The sequence below is a fragment of the Dysgonomonas gadei ATCC BAA-286 genome, assembly GCF_000213555.1.
GTDB lineage: Bacteria > Bacteroidota > Bacteroidia > Bacteroidales > Dysgonomonadaceae > Dysgonomonas > Dysgonomonas gadei.
Map to the genome: position 1 here is coordinate 192,267 of NZ_GL891986.1, position 18,509 is coordinate 210,775.

24 protein-coding genes are annotated in these 18,509 nt (G+C 37.5%); 14 read left to right on the forward strand and 10 right to left on the reverse strand.

Going from position 1 to position 18,509, the window contains the following annotated elements; translation table 11 throughout:
* Nucleotides 1–17 precede the first annotated feature (17 nt).
* The 8 genes from HMPREF9455_RS14660 to HMPREF9455_RS14695 all read left to right on the forward strand — a co-directional run bounded on the left by HMPREF9455_RS14660 (nucleotide 18) and on the right by HMPREF9455_RS14695 (nucleotide 4,794).
* Nucleotides 18–506, forward strand: coding sequence for an RNA polymerase sigma factor (locus HMPREF9455_RS14660; protein WP_006800507.1), 489 nt, complete (start codon nucleotides 18–20; stop codon nucleotides 504–506).
* Complete coding sequence (locus HMPREF9455_RS14665) at nucleotides 493–1,098, forward strand: hypothetical protein (protein ID WP_006800508.1); 606 nt, start codon at nucleotides 493–495, stop codon at nucleotides 1,096–1,098. Before HMPREF9455_RS14660 ends, HMPREF9455_RS14665 begins: the two co-directional genes overlap by 14 nt.
* Before the next feature lie 198 nt (nucleotides 1,099–1,296).
* Nucleotides 1,297–1,959: a helix-turn-helix transcriptional regulator gene (locus tag HMPREF9455_RS14670; RefSeq protein ID WP_006800509.1), complete on the forward strand. Its 663-nt coding sequence runs from the start codon at nucleotides 1,297–1,299 to the stop codon at nucleotides 1,957–1,959.
* 212 nt (nucleotides 1,960–2,171) lie between these two features.
* On the forward strand, nucleotides 2,172–2,642 hold the full coding sequence (locus HMPREF9455_RS14675; protein WP_006800510.1) for a DUF4252 domain-containing protein: 471 nt from the start codon (nucleotides 2,172–2,174) through the stop codon (nucleotides 2,640–2,642).
* Between the two features lie 117 nt (nucleotides 2,643–2,759).
* Nucleotides 2,760–3,260, forward strand: coding sequence for a DUF4252 domain-containing protein (locus HMPREF9455_RS14680; protein ID WP_006800511.1), 501 nt, complete (start codon nucleotides 2,760–2,762; stop codon nucleotides 3,258–3,260).
* Nucleotides 3,261–3,755 (forward strand): RNA polymerase sigma factor, encoded by a 495-nt coding sequence (locus HMPREF9455_RS14685; RefSeq protein WP_006800512.1) that lies wholly within the window; start codon nucleotides 3,261–3,263, stop codon nucleotides 3,753–3,755.
* Nucleotides 3,755–4,321 carry a hypothetical protein gene (locus tag HMPREF9455_RS14690; protein WP_006800513.1) on the forward strand — a complete coding sequence of 189 codons (567 nt, stop codon included), beginning with the start codon at nucleotides 3,755–3,757 and terminating at the stop codon, nucleotides 4,319–4,321. The genes HMPREF9455_RS14685 and HMPREF9455_RS14690 overlap by 1 nt, the downstream gene beginning before the upstream one ends.
* A complete protein-coding gene (locus tag HMPREF9455_RS14695) occupies nucleotides 4,318–4,794 on the forward strand; it encodes a DUF4252 domain-containing protein (RefSeq protein ID WP_006800514.1) in 477 nt (158 codons plus the stop codon). Before HMPREF9455_RS14690 ends, HMPREF9455_RS14695 begins: the two co-directional genes overlap by 4 nt.
* Before the next feature lie 63 nt (nucleotides 4,795–4,857).
* Here HMPREF9455_RS14695 and recA read toward each other — a convergent pair whose 3' ends face one another.
* The 5 genes from recA to HMPREF9455_RS14720 form a co-directional block, all read right to left on the reverse strand.
* Complete coding sequence (gene recA, locus HMPREF9455_RS14700; RefSeq protein WP_006800515.1) at nucleotides 4,858–5,880, reverse strand: recombinase RecA; 1,023 nt, start codon at nucleotides 5,878–5,880, stop codon at nucleotides 4,858–4,860.
* A gap of 25 nt (nucleotides 5,881–5,905) precedes the next feature.
* Nucleotides 5,906–6,367, reverse strand: coding sequence for a thioredoxin-dependent thiol peroxidase (bcp, locus tag HMPREF9455_RS14705; RefSeq protein ID WP_006800516.1), 462 nt, complete (start codon nucleotides 6,365–6,367; stop codon nucleotides 5,906–5,908).
* 15 nt (nucleotides 6,368–6,382) lie between these two features.
* Nucleotides 6,383–6,916 carry a hypothetical protein gene (locus HMPREF9455_RS14710; protein ID WP_006800517.1) on the reverse strand — a complete coding sequence of 178 codons (534 nt, stop codon included), beginning with the start codon at nucleotides 6,914–6,916 and terminating at the stop codon, nucleotides 6,383–6,385.
* Between the two features lie 47 nt (nucleotides 6,917–6,963).
* Nucleotides 6,964–7,539 (reverse strand): LOG family protein, encoded by a 576-nt coding sequence (locus HMPREF9455_RS14715; RefSeq protein WP_006800518.1) that lies wholly within the window; start codon nucleotides 7,537–7,539, stop codon nucleotides 6,964–6,966.
* Nucleotides 7,540–8,170: 631 nt separating this feature from the next.
* On the reverse strand, nucleotides 8,171–9,028 hold the full coding sequence (locus HMPREF9455_RS14720; RefSeq protein WP_006800519.1) for a helix-turn-helix domain-containing protein: 858 nt from the start codon (nucleotides 9,026–9,028) through the stop codon (nucleotides 8,171–8,173).
* Nucleotides 9,029–9,481: 453 nt separating this feature from the next.
* On the opposite strand from HMPREF9455_RS14720, the gene HMPREF9455_RS14725 reads away from it, so the two are divergent.
* Nucleotides 9,482–10,747: a carboxypeptidase-like regulatory domain-containing protein gene (locus HMPREF9455_RS14725; RefSeq protein WP_006800520.1), complete on the forward strand. Its 1,266-nt coding sequence runs from the start codon at nucleotides 9,482–9,484 to the stop codon at nucleotides 10,745–10,747.
* Nucleotides 10,748–10,848: 101 nt separating this feature from the next.
* On the forward strand, nucleotides 10,849–11,427 hold the full coding sequence (locus HMPREF9455_RS14730) for an acyl carrier protein phosphodiesterase (RefSeq protein WP_006800521.1): 579 nt from the start codon (nucleotides 10,849–10,851) through the stop codon (nucleotides 11,425–11,427).
* 12 nt (nucleotides 11,428–11,439) lie between these two features.
* Here HMPREF9455_RS14730 and HMPREF9455_RS14735 read toward each other — a convergent pair whose 3' ends face one another.
* A complete protein-coding gene (locus tag HMPREF9455_RS14735; RefSeq protein ID WP_006800522.1) occupies nucleotides 11,440–12,177 on the reverse strand; it encodes a LexA family transcriptional regulator in 738 nt (245 codons plus the stop codon).
* A gap of 189 nt (nucleotides 12,178–12,366) precedes the next feature.
* Between HMPREF9455_RS14735 and HMPREF9455_RS14740 the strand changes: the two genes are divergently transcribed.
* The 3 genes from HMPREF9455_RS14740 to HMPREF9455_RS14750 all read left to right on the forward strand — a co-directional run bounded on the left by HMPREF9455_RS14740 (nucleotide 12,367) and on the right by HMPREF9455_RS14750 (nucleotide 13,288).
* Nucleotides 12,367–12,546, forward strand: coding sequence for a hypothetical protein (locus HMPREF9455_RS14740; protein WP_006800523.1), 180 nt, complete (start codon nucleotides 12,367–12,369; stop codon nucleotides 12,544–12,546).
* 14 nt (nucleotides 12,547–12,560) lie between these two features.
* A complete protein-coding gene (locus tag HMPREF9455_RS14745; RefSeq protein ID WP_006800524.1) occupies nucleotides 12,561–12,833 on the forward strand; it encodes an immunity 17 family protein in 273 nt (90 codons plus the stop codon).
* A 152-nt stretch (nucleotides 12,834–12,985) separates the two neighbouring features.
* Nucleotides 12,986–13,288 carry a hypothetical protein gene (locus HMPREF9455_RS14750; protein ID WP_006800525.1) on the forward strand — a complete coding sequence of 101 codons (303 nt, stop codon included), beginning with the start codon at nucleotides 12,986–12,988 and terminating at the stop codon, nucleotides 13,286–13,288.
* 92 nt (nucleotides 13,289–13,380) lie between these two features.
* Here the strand turns inward: HMPREF9455_RS14750 and HMPREF9455_RS14755 are convergent, their stop codons facing one another.
* From HMPREF9455_RS14755 to HMPREF9455_RS14770, 4 genes are all read right to left on the reverse strand, one after another.
* Entirely contained in the window at nucleotides 13,381–14,532 is a 1,152-nt protein-coding gene (locus HMPREF9455_RS14755) for an esterase (RefSeq protein ID WP_006800526.1), read from the reverse strand.
* A 40-nt stretch (nucleotides 14,533–14,572) separates the two neighbouring features.
* Entirely contained in the window at nucleotides 14,573–15,583 is a 1,011-nt protein-coding gene (locus HMPREF9455_RS14760; protein WP_006800527.1) for an AI-2E family transporter, read from the reverse strand.
* A gap of 297 nt (nucleotides 15,584–15,880) precedes the next feature.
* Complete coding sequence (locus HMPREF9455_RS14765) at nucleotides 15,881–16,291, reverse strand: DoxX family protein (RefSeq protein WP_006800528.1); 411 nt, start codon at nucleotides 16,289–16,291, stop codon at nucleotides 15,881–15,883.
* A 74-nt stretch (nucleotides 16,292–16,365) separates the two neighbouring features.
* The gene (locus HMPREF9455_RS14770; protein WP_044216392.1) at nucleotides 16,366–17,226 is read right to left on the reverse strand and encodes an energy transducer TonB; all 861 of its coding nucleotides are present in this window, start codon (nucleotides 17,224–17,226) and stop codon (nucleotides 16,366–16,368) included.
* Between the two features lie 683 nt (nucleotides 17,227–17,909).
* On the opposite strand from HMPREF9455_RS14770, the gene HMPREF9455_RS14775 reads away from it, so the two are divergent.
* Nucleotides 17,910–18,500: a hypothetical protein gene (locus HMPREF9455_RS14775; protein WP_006800530.1), complete on the forward strand. Its 591-nt coding sequence runs from the start codon at nucleotides 17,910–17,912 to the stop codon at nucleotides 18,498–18,500.
* The last annotated feature ends 9 nt before the right edge of the window (nucleotides 18,501–18,509 follow it).

Below are 18,509 nucleotides of genomic sequence, written 5' to 3' on the forward strand. Positions count from 1 at the left end.
GATTCAATATTTTAATTGTGGAAAAAGAATTTTTTAAACAAGTTAATGCATCTCAAGGTATATTACAAAAAATCTGTAATATTTACTTTTATGGAAACCCTTACAAAGAAGATTATTATCAAGAAATAATTATCAGACTTTGGAAAGCGTATCCAAATTTTAAAAATCAATCATCCTTTTCGACTTGGCTATATAAAATTGCTCTTAATACCGCCATTGACATACTCCGTAAACAAAGTATTCGTCCTATTCACGTTGAACTTACCGAATATGAATATAGGCAGCCGGATGATACTTATCACCTCGAATCTGAAAATAAGGATAAATTGTACCGGGCAATTCTCCATCTTACAGAAGTTGAAAAGGCGATAATTCTACTCTATTTGGAATCATATGAGTATAAAGAAATTTCTGTGATTATAGGCATTTCGGAAAGTAATATTGGCGTTAAAATTAATCGGATAAAAAACAAATTAAATAAAATACTTACAAATGGAAAAGGATGATATAAAACTGATGTGGCAGAAAATAAACCTTGCTGATGCATCATCAAGTGAGGTAGATGTCGAAGAAATTATTAAGAAAAGTCACAGCAACATAATTTTAAAAACTCTAAATCTGCAAAAAAAGAAAATGCTGGTATACTTTTCTTTTTTAACTGTTTATGCATCTCTTATGATATATGCTTTTGTTATTTTAAGATTGAATTTATCAATACAATCAGTCATACCACTTTCGTTGACAGGATTATTTCTTTTTGTAAAAACAATTTTCGAAATTAATGGGTTTCGACTATTACAAAGCATAAAAAGTGATATTGCTATTAAAGAATCTATTTTCTCTTTTAAACAAAAACTTAATCATGTAAAAATGGTTGAGTTTATATCTACCCTTATATACTGTTATGGTTGGGCAATTGGAATTGCCTGGGTTGTAATTAATGATTTTAACGAATTAATAAAGAACTTATTACCTCTTTTAATATTTCTTATCCTGATACTTCTTATTATTCCTTGGTACATAAAATATTTTCGTCCCCAATACAAAAATCTATACATTAGTTTAGATAAGGATATTGAGTTCCTTAAATCAAAATAGTTCGTATCATAATTGGATTTATATAAAAGTCATACAGCATAATAGAAAATTAACTCCAACATCAATATTCCGCTCACTCGTGCAGACGTCTCGTCTGTGTGTTACGAAGCAAAAGAAGGATCAATTGTTTTTCCTTGCTCTAAAATATTAAAATCCTGTATAAATATAAATCCCGTTTATCTATACCAATAAACGGTTATGACGAAGTATAATACAGAATTGACTGAAAAGATTGTAAACCTGATTGAAGACGAGTTTTTCACCGTATCGCAGGTATGTAAGGCAACGGGCATCAGCCGGGAGACATTTTATTGCTGGATGAATACCAAAGGCGATTTCCGTAGAGAAGTGGAACAGGCGGTAGCGCACCGTGAAGCCGAACTGATGACGATGGTACAGGCTTCGCTTAGAAAGAAACTTGAAGGATATTACACAACAGTAGAAAAAGATATTTATGTCTCCGATGAACATACAGGTAAAATTATTTTCAAGCAAAAGACAATTACGAAGAAAGAATGCCCGCCCGATCTTCGTACAATAAAGATGCTGCTGGACAGGCAGGATAAAAGCCCCTCACAGTCCCGAAGGGAAGAGAAAGCCGCTAAAGAATGCATTATGAAGAGTGAACCCGAAACTTTAGAGAAAAGAGAAGTACCGGAAGAAGAAATTATTCTGAATCCGGTGGAAGAAATATTGGAAACCTGTGCGGAGACCATCATAGAGTATCCCCCCAAAAACGAACATATAGAAAGGGATATGAAAGTACTGACTTCTTCACAAAAAAGAAAAGCCGAGCACAAAAAGAAGAAAAATATGACAACCGAAAAAATTAAAAAAAGTGTCAGATGTGTCAGATTTTAACAAGTGAAAAGTAGTAAGTAGTAAGTAGTAAGTAAAAAGTTATATGAGATACAAGTAAACCAAGTACAAGGTACAAGTTGTTAACTGATGACTGATGACATTTTTCTTACTTTTTATTGTAACAAATTTTCAACCTGTTCCGTCTTAGTATTTGAAAACAGATGAAAGCGCACATCTATCATTAATTTACTAACTTTTATATAGGAACTGTTATGAAAAAATATTTATTTTGTTTAGTATTACTTTTCGGTTTTATACTGGCTGCTCCGGCACAAAATATAGACCAGTTATTGAAAAAAGTATCTAAAACCGAGAATATAGAGAAAGTCAAAATCGGAAAGTTTATGATGTCTCTGGGCAAAGCGTTTGGTGGTGTAGGCGACATGCCGGTAGCAAGGGGGATACATTCTATGGAAATATATGATTTATCGTCTTGTGATAATGGCCTGAAAAAAGATTTAGCGAAACAATTCAATAAACTGAAAGACGGCGGAGGCTATGAAACCCTTATTTATGCCAAGGATAAAAGCGATGGGGTACGCATAATGGTGAAGAAAGACAAAGACACCATCAAAGAAATGATAATATTGTGTATGGACGAACAAGACCCTACCATAATCCGGTTTTCGGGAAAAATAAAAGATAATGACATTGCCGAACTGGTAAACAAGTACGACAAATAAATATAAAAAAGAAGGTATTTAATCCAATATTTTTGAATCATAACTAATTATTGCCGTTGCAGATATAAAAGTAACAAATAGGTCTGCGACCTTAGCAAAGTAAAACACAATCGATTTATGAAAAAGTTTATAGTATTTTTTATCCTAATATTAGCAGGAAGCCATATTGCAACAGCTCAGGATCTGGACGGACTGATGAAAGAAGTGGCAAAAAACGAAAAGGCACAACGTCAGGTAGTAGACAAAGCCATGCTAGGCACTTCCATGGCACAGGCTCAGGACCCGACAGGGGAATTGAAATCGAAAATGCCTTCGTTTATGCAGAAGATAGATTCCATACAGGTGGTCACATTGGAGGAGGATGCTCCCGATATAAGAAATATGGTACTGGACAATTTGAACTCATTTAGAGATGATGATATATATTCCACACTGGTAAGAGTCAAAGACGGTGAAGATAATGTACGCATCATCGCTAAAAGAAACGGGGAAACAGTATCCGATGTATATATCTTGGTCATGGATGAAGAAGATATCGTTTTGGTAAAAATGAGTGGCAGACTGGAGCAATCCGATTTGGAAGATATAGTTAAAGAACAGGCAAAGAACAAGAAATAGATGGATGCAGAAACTTTTAAAAAAGTATTTCTACCATATCATCAGAAATTGTATCGAATAGCTTATCGTATTGTACAGGATGCCGCAAATGCCGAAGACATAGTTCAGGAAACATTTATAAAACTCTGGAACAAACGCGGGGATATGCAGGATATAGAAAATACCGAAGCTTTCTCTATTATCATACTCCGGAACACATGCCTGGATCATCTACGGAAAACGAAAAACGATTATCATACCAATTATGACTCCGATATCCCCGAAACAGCTTCTTTGGTCAAACAGATAGAAATACAGGATGAAGCCGAACGGGTAAAAAAACTGATAAACAAGTTGCCTGAACAGCAACGCCAAGTTATGATAATGAAACATTGGGACGGGTATTCGGATGAAGAAATAGAACAGATAACGGGAATCAGTCCGGGAAACATTAGAGTGATACTCTCAAGGGCCAGGAAAACGATACGCGAACAATTCATAAAAATACAACAGTGATGAAAACGGACGAAATAAAAATAATGCTGGATGCTTTCTACAACGGTGAAACAACTGTCGCAGAAGAGCTGATATTGCTGAAATATTTTAGCAGTGAAGACATAGCCGAAGAATTACTGGATGAGAAAGAAGTTTTTCTCAGTATGTATCAGGCAGAGCCGATAGACGTACCTCCGGCTTTGGATTCGAAACTGGAGAATCTCATCGACGAACTTGCTTCGAAAGAAGAAAAGAATACTGAGATAAAAACCGTGGCTAAGAGAAAACATCTGCTGAGATGGGTCGGGAGTGCCGCAGCTTGTATAGCCTTGCTGATTTCCGTCACATTCTATTTCAACAATAAGCCGGATACAGGCCAACCGCCTACAACTCCTGAACAACAAACTGCCGATAACCTGAGTGAAGCGGACAAGAAAGCCCTGAAAGAAGCGGAAGACGCGCTTATATTGTTGTCTTCTAACTTTAACAAAGGAGTAGATCAACTGGCTGTAGTATCTTCAAGCCTTGACAAATCAAATGAAATATTAAACAAAACGCTTAATCGCAAAAAAGATAAAGAATCATGAAAATAAAAGTACTCATTACAGCAATATTACTCCTGACCGGTTTTGCTACTATGCATTCGCAGAACAATATGTTCGACAGGCTTTCGGATAACAAGGACATATCCACAGTCTATATATCCAAAGCATTGCTCAATATGATGCCGAAGATGGATGTTGGAGCGGGAGGTGCCGATATAAAATCATTGGCCGGCAAACTCGAACAACTGGAAATATACAGCAGCCAAAGCAAAGAGGCGGCAAAACTCATCAGAATGGAATTTGAAGGGCTTACAAAGAGTAAAACATACGAGACCCTGATGGCCATCAAAGATAAAGGCGATAATATAACTTTCTATGCCCGCAAGGAGAAGGATAACTTCAAAGACCTGATAATGTTCGTCAACGAACCCGAAGAATGTACGGTCATCCGTATCATGGGTACTTTCACGGCAGAAGACGTACAAAAAGTGATGAACAGCAGTAACAAAAAATAAACAATAAAAAGCCCCGGAGAGTAATTCTCCGGGACTTCTTTATCTAATAACTTATTGGTTTCGTTATTTTTTTGCCTGCAATGCTGCAAATATCAGGCCTTCGAGTTCTTCGGCAAGTTCCGGATTGTCTTTTACCATATCCTTTGCCGCTTCACGTCCTTGTCCCAGCTTTGTATCATTGTAGCTATACCACGATCCGCTCTTCTTGATGATCCCTAGTTCGGCACCGAGGTCGATAATCTCGCCGGAACGGGAGATTCCCTCTCCGTACATGATGTCGAATTCAGCTTTACGGAATGGTGGGGCAACCTTGTTCTTCGCTACCTTCACACGGGTCTGGCTACCTTTCACTTCATCTCCGTCTTTTAGCTGGCCGATACGACGGATATCGAGACGCACAGAAGCATAGTACTTCAAGGCATTACCTCCGGTTGTTGTTTCCGGCGAACCGAACATAACTCCGATTTTGTCACGCAACTGGTTGATAAATACACACGTGGTACTGGTTTTATTGATAGCTGCCGTTAACTTACGTAAGGCCTGAGACATCAGACGAGCCTGAAGTCCCATTTTAGAGTCACCCATTTCACCTTCGAGTTCAGCCTTCGGGGTCAGTGCTGCCACAGAGTCTATCACTACGATATCTATAGCCGACGAACGGATTAACTGTTCTGCGATCTCCAAGGCCTGCTCTCCACTATCGGGTTGGGATATATAGAGGTTCTCAATATCTACGCCCAATTTCTCTGCATAGAAACGATCGAAAGCATGCTCTGCATCAATAAATGCAGCTATACCTCCGGCTTTCTGAGCTTCGGCGATAGCATGTATAGCCAATGTTGTTTTACCGGAAGATTCAGGTCCGTATATTTCGATTACCCTGCCACGAGGATACCCTCCTACCCCAAGAGCCGCATTCAACGCGATAGAACCTGTAGGAATGACAGAAATTTCGTCCACCTTATCATCTCCCATTTTCATTATCGATCCTTTACCGTAGCTTTTCTCTATTTTATCCATTGCAGCCTGCAGAGCTTTAAGCTTCTCTGTATTCGGCGCCGCTTTCTTTTCTTTCTCTTCTGCCATTATTGGTTTCTTTCTTTTGGTTTGTTTATAATTGTTTTAATATTTGCTCCGCATGCTCTTTTGTCTTTATCTCTTTTGGGCCTATTATTTGCTCGATAACTCCCGATTCATCGATAAGGAATGTTGTACGGAAGGTTCCCATAAATTTACGTCCCATAAACGTTTTCTCGCCCCATACACCGAATGCCTCCACCAGCTTTTTATCAGTATCGGCAATAAGTGGAAACGGCAACTGTTGCTTCTCTATAAACTTTTTATGCGCCTTTTCATCATCTACACTTACTCCAAGTATCTGATATCCGGCCTTACGCAACTTCGAGAAATTATCCCTGAAACTACATGCCTCAGCAGTACACCCGGGTGTACTGTCTTTAGGATAAAAATAGAGTACTAATTTTTGTCCCGCATAGTCGCTGGATTTAACGGTTTCCCCATCCTGATTTATTCCTAATATATCCGGGATCTTATCCCCTATGTTTAATGCCATTATTCATATTATTAATTATTCAACATAGGCAGTGCGCTCATAAATCGTCTTCTGCCTTCTCACCTTATTCCGTTTATCTATAGTAACGTTGTCCGCCTCCTGAAATTTACGGCTCGTCTCGTAATATAATTGTATATCGGAATTGGCATCAGCCCCGAGGATACCAAATTTTTCCAATACCGCTATCTTTTGTTTTACTGCCTCCAGATAATCAAGTACAGAGTTACGGTATTCCAGCCCACCCTGATATATCGGCATATTTACTATTTCGGTACGGATATTATTTATTTCTTTAAGCGGAGTAACCGAGGTCTTTTGCAAATTCAGATTGACTTCATTATCCCATACCCTCTGTATCAGTTCCTCATACTCCGTATAAACTACATCCACATCTTTTACAACATCGAGCATAAAGTAGTTGTAGCCACTTTTGGTTTGTATATTCTTATTTCTTTCGATGCGCTGCCTGCCTGCCTTAGCTTCCTGTTTTTGAGCATACCCCATTGCTGCAACGAGCAATAAGAGTACAATAAAAAAAATTGTTCTCATACTATTTGTTTGTAAGTTGTGTTAATTAAATTGCGGTCGCTACCGTCCTATTTTACCTCGAACCATTTATCATTTTTGAGGGGCACGAATAATTCCATCTTATCTAATAATGTATCTACATTATCTTCCACTATCATAATACCCCTATATTCATCTTTCAGGAACCCTTTCTCTATCATCTTTTCGGACATAGCCACCAAAGGGTCATAATATCCTAATGTATTAAGTAATCCTACTGGTTTCTTATGTAGGGCTAATTGTGCCCATGTAAGCATCTCAAACAACTCCTCCATTGTACCGTAGCCTCCGGGCAATGCTATTACGGCATCACTGAGTTCGCTCATTAAAGCTTTACGCTCATGCATCGTCTCTACGATATGCATTTTGGTTATTCTTTTATGCTCTAATTCTTTTTGTTTAAGAAATTCTGGTATTACACCAATCACTTCTCCATTTTCCTCCAATGCACCATTGGCTACAGCACCCATCAGGCCTACATGTGCGCCTCCATAGATAACGCCGTATCCTCTGCGGGCTATTCTTTTTCCTAACAATATTGCCTGTTCTGCAAAAACGCTCTCGTTTCCTGATGACGAACCACAAAAAACCGATATATATTTCATTTCTATAAAATCTACTTTAAAGGAATACCCAGAGTTTATAAGTCTTTAATCCCTATATGTTAAGATGTACGCTAAATATTATGTAATTTATAACTCATTATCCAAACAAAGATAATAATAATCTTACAGAATATGATGGAATAAAAAACTCTGTTGAAAACTTTTGTTCCTTTATTATTTTACAGGTAAATGAAGCTCTTTTTACCATTCATATTCACCGATGAATGTGACCTTCGTACCACATTGGTCTCACCCATTACTTTTTAGTTGTGGATACTATAATAAATAGATACATCTCAAAATATTCATTATTATAGATAAAGATATATTGCAGAAAAATACTTTAAACAAAAGTTATGAGATAATTTTAGTTTATGAAATGAACCAAGAATAATAATTTGATTAATATATAAAAATGTAAAAAGTCCGCAAATTCCCTTCGCAGACTTTCCAACCTTAACACAAACTTTACAAAACTACACAATAATAGAGTTAAACTACAACCTATTCAGGTTTTCATTTAAATAAATATATTTTCCTCATATATTTACATTACAAATGTAAGGAATTATAGGCCTTTATCATTACATAAAAATACCCGCTTTTACAGAATTCGTGCCTTTTTGTTAAATCAGGCTTTTGTCGCAGCTTTTTTTCGACGGATTCTGCCTGGAGTGGTACCAAAATGGACTTTACAGAAGTCGTTAAAATGGGAAGGTGAAGAAAACCCATACTCATCACTTATTTCTTTAAATGATTTCTCGGTACTGTTTATCTGATGATATATAGATTTTGAGCGCACATCTTTCATCCAATGATATGCAGAAACGCCAAATACTTTCTTGAATCGTTTTTGAAAACCGGAAAGACTATAATGTGTCATATCTGCCAACTCCTGAACAGTCTTGGCTTTATAGTGGTTTTTTATAACCAGATCAGAGAATGAAATATCTTTGCTGAGCAGGGGATAGAAAAAAGCTAAAAGGGCAGGTTTCTCGTAATAGGCGCGCAAAAGGAAATAGAATTCTTTTGCTTTCAACTCGAAATAATATGTACACTTCAAGCCGTCAGTCATACAAATATCCAAAAACGAGAGGAAAGATTCCACTCTTTCATTTATATCTAAGTAATATAAATCCGGCTCAAAATCATCAGTTTTTTCCTGAAGTAAAACATCTAAAGAAAAACAATCGCACAGCTGCTTTGTATTATGTAAACGAATAATAATAAAAGTACAATCGTCCTCGGCATAGCAATCCATCTGGCTACCCGAAGGAATCAGCATTATTTTACCTCTGGTAATGGTTCTTTCCGTAAATTCTCCAAAAGAAAAACGTATACTTCCCAACTGCATAAAAAAGGCTTTATTATCAATAGAAAATATTTTCCATTTCTGCCCTTTTTTTACATTAATTTTTTCGATTGTAGGTCTTTCCCCTTTTTCGTAATTATAGCATGTGAGATGTTCCTGTGGATATAATAATTCCATTTGGATATTCCTCTAAAATTGTTTTGTTATAGCCTTGTTTCGCGATGTACCGAAAGATTTGTTCCTATTCTATTATAATTCAATATTGTGATGTTATCAAAACATAATGTCCCAGATTGCAAATATAAATAAAAAAAGTAACATTATCGCCTCCCCAAAGGATAATATACCATTATTTACCTATCCTCACACAGACCTCAACTACAAAATCAAGCCTGTATAGATAAAAGGATTTTAATTAATCCTATTCCGAAACAGAAGGCGGTTTAAAAGAACCCTTTACTATGGATTAAAAATTTTCGACAAACACTACATTTAATTGATACTTTTTCACTATCTTTTAGTCAGAATAAACACGATGCAACTCACGGCAAGATTTAAACATTAAGGCAATCTTATATGTTTAATATTATATAAGCAGGAATCTGATACTTAACCGAATAGCTGAAAAATATGAAAACAAATCATAAACCTACTGCAAATTCAGCCATATTGCTCCTGTTTCTCTTTTTTGCAATTCCATTATGGGCACAGGTCGGTATGGACTACACCTCTATAAGCGGGGTAGTGAAAGATAAACGCACTAAAAAGAAAATAGAGTATGTAAGCGTTTCCGTTCCAGGTACGAATATCGGAACTATCACGAATGCCGACGGAGAATTTACAATCAAAATAAAAGATAAAGCGCATGCAAAATCGATAGAGATATCCCATATCGGATATATAAATTACACATTGCCTATTGACGGCAGGAATATGAACAACGTGACAATATTGCTTACGGCAAATGAGAACAAGTTGTCGGAAGTAGTTGTACACCCGACAAATCCGCGTGAACTGGTAAAAGTAGCTATTCAAAAAATCGGGGATAACTATAGCCTTCAGCCGAATTTATTGACAGGATTTTACCGGGAAACAGTAAGAAAAGGAAGAAATTACATTAATATTTCCGAAGCGGTTATCGACATTTATAAATCTTCTTACAAAGAAGACATACGAAAAGACAAAGTACAAATATTCAAGGGCCGAAAGTTGATTAGCCCGAAACCCAGCGATACACTCGTGGTAAAACTTCTCGGAGGTCCTACCCTGGCTGTTTATCTGGATATTGTAAAAAATACAGATGATATTTTACTGGACACCGAGACTCTGGACTATTATAGCTATACAATGGAAGAGAGCGTGATGATAAATGAACGGCTTCATTATGTTATCAGTTTTAAACCCATCCTGATCCTCCCATACGCCTTATATTATGGAAAATATTATATAGACAAACAAACTCTTGCTTTTTCGAGGGCAGAATTCAGCCTGAATATGGATGACCGCGATAAAGCCACACAGGCAATACTGATAAAAAAACCGCCAAAACTACACTTCAAGCCGGAAGAGATATCATTCACAGTGACATACAGAGAGCGGGAAGGACGTAGTTATCTCAATTATATTCGTAATGATATCCGGTTTAAATGTGATTGGAAAAAGCGTTTCTTTTTCTTCTCAACCAACTACGAAGTGGTTTCCGAAATGGTAGTAACTGACCGCAAGGAGGAAGATGTAGCCAATATACCGAACAAACTGGCATTTAAACAAAATCAGTCCTTATCTGATAAAGTCAGTGATTTCTCCGATAAAAATTTCTGGGAGGATTTCAACATTATAGAACCTACCGAATCACTGGAATCAGCTGTAAACAAACTGAAAAAGAAGCATGAATAAAAACAGCCACCCAACCCCCTCTTAACCGGAGGAGTTCTTTTTATGAGCTATTGTGCCGATAAAAACACTATCTTTGCGTCTCATTCGTAAAGTACAAAGACATGAATTTTCTGGCACATGCATACCTGTCGTTCGGAGACCCTGATATATTGATCGGAAATATGATTGCCGATTTGGTAAAAGGTAAGCAAATAGAGCAATATCCCGAACGGATACGGCATGGAATACATATACACAGGCACATTGACGCATACACCGACAGCCATCCTGTTACTTTACGGGCAATGGAGGTATTCCGGTCATCGGCTCATAAATATGCAGGCCCTTTTCTGGATGTCTCGTACGACCATTTTCTGGCTTTAGATGAATTGAGTGAACCGGAAGAAGGCTGGAAAGAATTCGCTGCGAAATGCTATTCGCAAATTGAGCAATATGCTGAAATTCTGCCATCAAAATTCTGCAGTATGTTTATGTATATGAAAAGCGAGGACTGGTTTTTCAACTACCGTTACAACTGGATGATAGAGCGCAGCTTCGACCGGTTGCAACAACGGGCAGCTTATTTGCCCGATAATGCGCATATATTCACCGATTTTGAAAAACATTATAAGGAAATAGCTGACAGCTACAATGAGTTCTTCCCTGACTTAAAGGATTACACGAAAAAAATATCCCTATAGATATTCCTCTTTTTAAAAAGAGCTGGACATCCGCTGCACAATATTGCACAACTGGCAAACATCATCGAGCTTAAGCTCGAAATCGGTATATTCCGGTGATGGGTTCAGGGAATGACAGGCGATAGTACCCTTCTCCAAATCCTGGCTGATTATTTGCTTGCAGAGTATCGTGTTGTTAAGGACGATTACCCAGTTGGGGAAATCTTCGGTATGCAGTTTGTTGCGCCAATGTTCTTTGCCTAACTCCCGGGCGAGGACAATATCGCCATTACTGAGGCTGCGTTTCGAATCATTGTCCATACTATCGCCTTTTATCTCAAAAGCAAAGTAACGGCCATGCCCTATCTTGTCTACAATAAAGTCAAATTCTTCGAATTCATCGCTTACATACTCCACGTCGCGGCAATCGTCGATATATTTGGCATACGCTTTTACAGGAATAAAAGGTACCCGCATACGATACTTTCCGTTCGACATTTCGTAATACTTCAATCCTGACTTAGTGGTAAGGTATGGCTCTTCGCCCCGCACTTTTTCAGGACGGTTCATATAGCCTGTCCCATTGGCAAGCCACTCTTCATTCACTTTAAAATATGCAGCCAAGATGGCAATATTTGACTTATTGGGATTCGTCTTGCCTTCTATATAATTGGCGATTGTACCCTTAGTTATCGCTGTATCTTTCCAGATACGGTAAGCGGTGACGCCCTCTTTCTCCAATAAATGCTTCAACCTGTCTTTAAATTCCATACTATCCGCTTTTAAAATTTAACTTAGCAACTCTCTCATTCAGTATAAAAATCAATCACAGCAGCAAATATAGTAAAATATTGAATTATAAATATGTTTTTAGGTTAAAAATACACATTTCATCGGGAAATATATATTTTTAAGAGAATATTTGCTAGTTTTGTACAAAAAGCTACAGTAAGAATACAAATGAACGATAAAAAGGGTGAGAATGGCAATTGGGGTTTTATGCAGTGGGCGCTTCTTATTACTATTATATTGATGATAGGATTTGCCTTCGCTCATTTCTTTTTCGATATTCCTGTAAAATTTATTCCCATCATACTTATTTTCCCCCTATTTAGCGGTATTTTTAGTAAAAAGAAATAATAGATATTTTTCTAATGGATAACCTTAAAGACACAGTACAAGACTATTACAATCAATATCCGGTTATACTTCCTCTTTTTTGTATAGCAGTAGGCATATTCTTTCTTCTGACATGTATTTTCGACTGGAACTGGATGTTTGGAGACGTAAATACCACTACATACAATCTGAAAAAAATCGATGGATTGGTCAATATGTTCGGAAGGAAGACTGCCCGCATCCTGACCGGAATAGGAGCCATTTTCATCATAGTACTTGGTATAGGTCTGGCTATTATAATCATATAATAAAACCTTATTGATAAAAATTTATAGCCTAAATGTTTTTTTAACAATTTAGTTATTTAAGGATAAACAATAGCCTTTATTTGATTGTTATTTTAATAAATATCCTATATTTGTTAATAAGAAAATTACTAATTCATAAAATAGATATCATTATGAAAGGTTTTATATTGGGACTTGCTGTCGGTGCACTGGGAGTGTATGCAGCGCTTAAATTATCGGATGAAGAAACCCGCGAAGAATTGCGCACCAGAGTAAATAACGCTACAGGTAAAGCTAAAGCCGAATTGGATCATACTCTTGTCGTAGGTAAGAGCAAAGCCTTACGCGCCGGAGTACGCGCAAGACAGGAAGTAAGAAAAGGTACAAAAAAGATCAATGAAGTGACAGCCGATGTAGCAGGAAAATTAGCGAACGAACTATCTGACATTGAAGCTAAAGCTAAGGCAAAAGCTTAATATAGTATTAAGTTTAGATATATAAAATAAGGCTTGAGAATCTCAAGCCTTATTTTTTAGGTCACAGACCTATCGATCTCTACCCACACTATCTATTTAAATAGTTGCGGAATAAATTCTATCATATAATCACGCCAATTGCTCCATGTATGCCCGCCTTCACTCTCATGGTAAATATATTTGAATTTGAGGCTGTCCAGTTTAGCACGGTAATCGGTTACATCCTTATATAGGAAATCCGTTTTTCCTATAGCAATCCAATATAGCTTTACCCCATTCTTATTCTGAGTTTCCAGCGTAGTATCGATATCTTTATATACAGGAGAGTCTACATCCGGCCGCGGCTTAATCGCAGGAGAGAAAAGACCGATATAATCGAACGTATCGGGATAATATCGGGAAATATGCAGGGAATGAAAACCACCCATCGAAAGGCCCGCTATTGCCCTACCCGATTTATCGCTTACAACCCGGTAACTGTCTTCCACAAAACGTATCACATCTTTGAAGGTCTCCTCCATCTTTCCATCCATTGTGTGCGGAAGCATGAAAGACGGCTTGTAAAAGCCAAGGCTCGATTCTCCGGGTGCTGCTTCCTGAGCAACATTCCCGTTTGTCATTACCACTATCATCGGTTTTGCTTTACCTTGTGCGATCAGATTATCGAGTATCTGGGAAGTCCGACCGAGAGCCATCCATGCCTCTTCATCACCCCCCATGCCATGAAGCAGATACAGCACCGGATATTTTTCCTTACCGGTTTCGTATCCGGCAGGCGTATAGATTGTAATCCTGCGCTCCATATCATTTCCCGGAGAAGAATACCACCGGCGTGTCACGGAACCGTGAGGAACTTTATTTACCTTATATAGATCACCGTTTCCTCCACCAATTATAAATATATTGGAAAGGGTGGAGACATCCCTGTTGATATAAACATTGCTTGGATCATCCGTCTTCAAACTATCTACCCAGAAAGAATAACTGTAAAGATCGGAACGAAGCGGCCCGGTCGTATATGACCAAAGGCCTTTTTCATCTTTATTCATAGCCACAGGCTGTTGCAGCCAATCTCCTGATATTTTTACTTCCTTTGCATTAGGCGCATGCAACCTGAAAGTTACGGTATTGTTCCCATGTGCCTCCGGAGAAACAACTTCGGAACCTCCCCATAAAGCCTGCTGGGAAAATACGCTTGTGCAGAATATGATGCTTACAATAAGCAGAAATAGTGTTTTTTTCATGACTGGTTATATTAAAATGTATATGTCTCAAGAAAAATCCCTACTTACCACTGTCGAGATAGCCACGTTTGAAGATATCGACCAACAGTATAAACATTGACAGGAACAACGGGCCAAAGATAACACCCCAGAACCCAAAGACGGGCAATCCTATCACAACACCAAATACGGTAATCAGCGGATGCGTATTTGCAATCTTCTTTTGAAGGATAAAGCGCAGCAGATTATCGACATTAGAAATAACAATCAATGAGTAAGCCGTCAGGCCGATCGCATTCAACCAATCCCCGGTAATAGCCATATAAATAACAAGTGGCAACCAGATAAACATAGTTCCCACGATAGGAATAATAGTGGCAAAGCATGTAAGAAACCCGAAAAGAATAGGATCGGGAACTCCAAAGATGATATAACCGAGCGTCGCAAAAATACCTTGTATGGATGCCAGCAAAGGAATACCTATGGCATTCGATTTTACCATTACATCTATTTCGCGCAACACATCCTTCTTATTTTCATTATTGAATGGTAATAAGTCATTCAGGTAAGCCTCCATTTGCGGACCTCCGATCAACATAAAATAGAGAACAAATAACATTACTACCGAATTGACGGCAAAACTGCTCACACTACCGATAAGTATCTGTCCGATCTTAGGCAGATAGGCGGCAGCGCTCACCAGGTTATCTGTACTCAATATATTGTAACCCGTGCGCTCCTTCACCATGGCTATTACTTCCTGGACAGATTCTATAGACGAGGTAAGATTTAAGTTTATCCCCTGCAATTCCTGAATCAGCAACCACACGGCAATGGCCAGAGGTATAAGAAAACACATAACCACCTCAACCAATATGAGCGAAGCCGCTAAATTCTTCCCGAATTTCTTCTTCCCGGTCAGGTAAAACATTTGTTTCCTCACCAAAATATATACGGTAGATGCTCCTAATATCCCGCTAAAAAGCGGTGAAAAATAATGAAAGAGAATCACTCCCATAAAAAGGATAATAATAATCAGGGAATATTGCCAGTATTTTTCTTTTATAGTCATAAATACAGAAATTTGATCGGTTACAAGTTATGTGATTCTATTTTCAATATATTTAACACGAAAGATGCAATTATGTTTAACATTTTACTTTTTCCTTCTTATAGAAGGCATTTATTGTATCTTTTATCGGGGTCCGTGTTTTATATTCTTACAATAATATGATTATTTACCCATAGTGGTTATCACCAATAATCCGAATCCAAATTTAAGTAAATAATGTCTATTTTAAGCTATTATAAGATACAAAAACGGCCGACACCTCATGTATCAGCCGTAATATATCAAAGACTACAAATTTTAATCCCAAAGTTTCTTGTTGCTAAGTGCATATTTACCACCACCGGTAAAAATCAAAGCTACTGCACCAAAGAAATATAAAGCCTGCAACTCGATAGTCCAGCCACCCGCTTCATTAACTGTAAAGATATCTGCACTATGCGCCATTCCCACAGCTACAAGCATATTAAACGCAAATATAGCTGCTGCTATACGCGTGCCAAAACCGAATATAATAAATAACGGAGCTATTACCTCCCCTACATATACCCCATAAACGATAAAAGCCGGCAGCCCGCTGGCTTCGAGCATCTGTTCTATACCACCTGCGCCGTGCATCAATTTGGCTATTCCATGCATCAGCATCAATACACCGACACTCAACCTGAGGATAAGTAATCCTAAATCTATATTTCTTTCTAATACTTTCATATACTGTTATTATAATAGTTACAGTACATAGAACAAAGAAACATCCGGAAAGTTCGTTCTTTCCGGGAAAAAAATTACTTCGGTAATACAAAAGGAATAGGCAGCATTACTTCCATCGGTGCAGGCTTACCATCTTTAAGACCTGGAATCCATTTAGGCATCTTCTTTATAAGGTAAAATGCCTCTTCGTTACAGTCACGGAATATACCTTTGAATAGGGCTATCCGGGATATCTCCCCTTGTTCCGAGATTAATATATTAAATATAACCCGCCCTTCTATCCCCATCTGAATAGCCCGCTTAGGATATTTCAGGTTAGACTTCAGATATGCCTCCAAAGCATCCTTTCCACCGGGAAACTGAGGCGACCGGTTTAACAAGGTATCTGATTGGCTAATTACACCAGGGGCAACCTCTCCGGAATCGATTCCGGATAGATCCGTCTCATTTATTATGAGAGAACCAATATAAAAATTATCATTCGGTTCTTTTTCACGTTGTTCTTTTGCTCTCTTCTTCAAATTGTCATCGGCTTTGAAGCTAATAGTCAATTTCTGATCCATTTTTACAGGCTGGCCCGAATGGGTGGCAGGAATCCATCTGGGCATAGCTTTTACCATACGTATTACTTCATCGTCGGCAACAGGATCAAATCCCCTCGTTATTTCAACATCTTGTACAACTCCGTTCTTATCTACATTGAATTTTATATCGAGATCGCCTTCCATATCTATTTTTAACAGAAGATAAGGGTATCTGGTATTACTTTCGATAAACTTATATAATCCGGCCTCTCCTCCCGGAAATTGTGGGGCTATGATATCAGCCGATTCGACTTCTACCGGAATAAGTTTTGCCGACACTCCGTTTTGTGCCGAAAGTGAAGAAATGCTGATCATTAAAGTTATTGTAAAGATCAAGTATTTGTGTATCATTATATATTTGTTTTACCTATTGACTAACGTGTTAACTTCTGAAAGATTACTTAATACAAGAAAAATAATAGAAGAGCCTTATTCTCCATCGCTTATTGATTAGTAAATATTACTCATAAAATATATTCTCTCTTTCAAAAATAACAGGATAACAGGATTAAGCAAATATATCGGTATATTTTTTAAGAAAGTTTATCTATATAATTAGAGCTGATAGCCTTTGGTGGTTAGCTTATAGCTCTTTGAAATATTGACAGGCCCCCTGAGAAAAGCAGACAAGATACGAGAAATAAGTTGCTTACTATTTACTGAAATAAGTGTTACCTTTGTTACTTTTTATTTAAACACAGAGTAAAAGGAGTAACACGGAGTTTTTTATAAACAGGATGCCCCGCTCTTCTCAACATGATAAGCTAATTATTAATTTATCATTCTTAAATATTAATTGTTTTCTCTGTTACTTTTGTTACCTTTTAACTATATATAGTGAATAAATATTAAATACAAATGGCTTCCCGACTGTATTAAGTTAAAATAACAGGCAGAATGTAACAGGTGCAATAGGTTGTAAGTTAAATGTTTATTTTTGTCTTGTATCGTACAGAAAGTAACAGGATCAATATTGATAAATAGTGTTACTTTTGTTACTTTTTTGAGAGTAAGATTATAATATACAATTATATATGAAAAAGAATAAGAAAAATACCGTTTACACGGTGATTATATCTGCGGTAATCGTTATTATACTGCTTTTTTTCCTGAAGGGCAGTGTTTACCGGATGGTTGTAAAATATGAAGATGCGGGAGGACGAAAATCATATGATATAAAGGATGAGAAGCTGGCTTCCTATATCAATCAGAGCCTGCCAAACGATGAGTCGCTGGATGCAAATATAGATATAGAAACCATCATTGATTTATCGTTGGATATAACGGGTGATGCTCTTGATTTTTCGGCAATGTATAATGACAGCGAGCCTCATAAAGCTTTTGAGAATGGCGGTGCTAATTATGTTGGCTATGCTTCATTTACTGCTGCTGTGGGTAATTATCTGATAAAGCGTTTCGGAATGGATAAGGAATGGGAAGCTAAACCCAAAAAAGGGAAACTATATCTCTTTGGAAACAATATGCATAAGGATGCCAAGGATGGCTGGTTTAAAGATCATGACTTTGTCGTCTTCAGGAACAAGAATACTAAGGAAGAAATATATGTAGATCCCACTGCATTCGATTATTTTGGGACAAGGCGGGTTGATAAACGTGAAAAATGACAGGAAGGT

Coding starts and splice junctions, on each gene's coding strand:
- HMPREF9455_RS14685 (WP_006800512.1), top strand. CDS start 3,261: ATGGATGCAGAAACTTTTAAAAAAGTATTTCTACCATATCATCAGAAA.
- bcp (WP_006800516.1), bottom strand. CDS start 6,367: ATGGCATTAAACATAGGGGATAAGATCCCGGATATATTAGGAATAAAT.
- HMPREF9455_RS14710 (WP_006800517.1), bottom strand. CDS start 6,916: ATGAGAACAATTTTTTTTATTGTACTCTTATTGCTCGTTGCAGCAATG.
- HMPREF9455_RS14715 (WP_006800518.1), bottom strand. CDS start 7,539: ATGAAATATATATCGGTTTTTTGTGGTTCGTCATCAGGAAACGAGAGC.
- HMPREF9455_RS14675 (WP_006800510.1), top strand. CDS start 2,172: ATGAAAAAATATTTATTTTGTTTAGTATTACTTTTCGGTTTTATACTG.
- HMPREF9455_RS14770 (WP_044216392.1), bottom strand. CDS start 17,226: ATGATACACAAATACTTGATCTTTACAATAACTTTAATGATCAGCATT.
- HMPREF9455_RS14765 (WP_006800528.1), bottom strand. CDS start 16,291: ATGAAAGTATTAGAAAGAAATATAGATTTAGGATTACTTATCCTCAGG.
- HMPREF9455_RS14740 (WP_006800523.1), top strand. CDS start 12,367: ATGAACGATAAAAAGGGTGAGAATGGCAATTGGGGTTTTATGCAGTGG.
- HMPREF9455_RS14720 (WP_006800519.1), bottom strand. CDS start 9,028: ATGGAATTATTATATCCACAGGAACATCTCACATGCTATAATTACGAA.
- HMPREF9455_RS14695 (WP_006800514.1), top strand. CDS start 4,318: ATGAAAATAAAAGTACTCATTACAGCAATATTACTCCTGACCGGTTTT.
- HMPREF9455_RS14775 (WP_006800530.1), top strand. CDS start 17,910: ATGAAAAAGAATAAGAAAAATACCGTTTACACGGTGATTATATCTGCG.
- HMPREF9455_RS14665 (WP_006800508.1), top strand. CDS start 493: ATGGAAAAGGATGATATAAAACTGATGTGGCAGAAAATAAACCTTGCT.
- HMPREF9455_RS14745 (WP_006800524.1), top strand. CDS start 12,561: ATGGATAACCTTAAAGACACAGTACAAGACTATTACAATCAATATCCG.
- HMPREF9455_RS14725 (WP_006800520.1), top strand. CDS start 9,482: ATGAAAACAAATCATAAACCTACTGCAAATTCAGCCATATTGCTCCTG.
- HMPREF9455_RS14735 (WP_006800522.1), bottom strand. CDS start 12,177: ATGGAATTTAAAGACAGGTTGAAGCATTTATTGGAGAAAGAGGGCGTC.
- HMPREF9455_RS14680 (WP_006800511.1), top strand. CDS start 2,760: ATGAAAAAGTTTATAGTATTTTTTATCCTAATATTAGCAGGAAGCCAT.
- HMPREF9455_RS14755 (WP_006800526.1), bottom strand. CDS start 14,532: ATGAAAAAAACACTATTTCTGCTTATTGTAAGCATCATATTCTGCACA.
- HMPREF9455_RS14750 (WP_006800525.1), top strand. CDS start 12,986: ATGAAAGGTTTTATATTGGGACTTGCTGTCGGTGCACTGGGAGTGTAT.
- HMPREF9455_RS14690 (WP_006800513.1), top strand. CDS start 3,755: ATGAAAACGGACGAAATAAAAATAATGCTGGATGCTTTCTACAACGGT.
- HMPREF9455_RS14670 (WP_006800509.1), top strand. CDS start 1,297: ATGACGAAGTATAATACAGAATTGACTGAAAAGATTGTAAACCTGATT.
- recA (WP_006800515.1), bottom strand. CDS start 5,880: ATGGCAGAAGAGAAAGAAAAGAAAGCGGCGCCGAATACAGAGAAGCTT.
- HMPREF9455_RS14730 (WP_006800521.1), top strand. CDS start 10,849: ATGAATTTTCTGGCACATGCATACCTGTCGTTCGGAGACCCTGATATA.
- HMPREF9455_RS14760 (WP_006800527.1), bottom strand. CDS start 15,583: ATGACTATAAAAGAAAAATACTGGCAATATTCCCTGATTATTATTATC.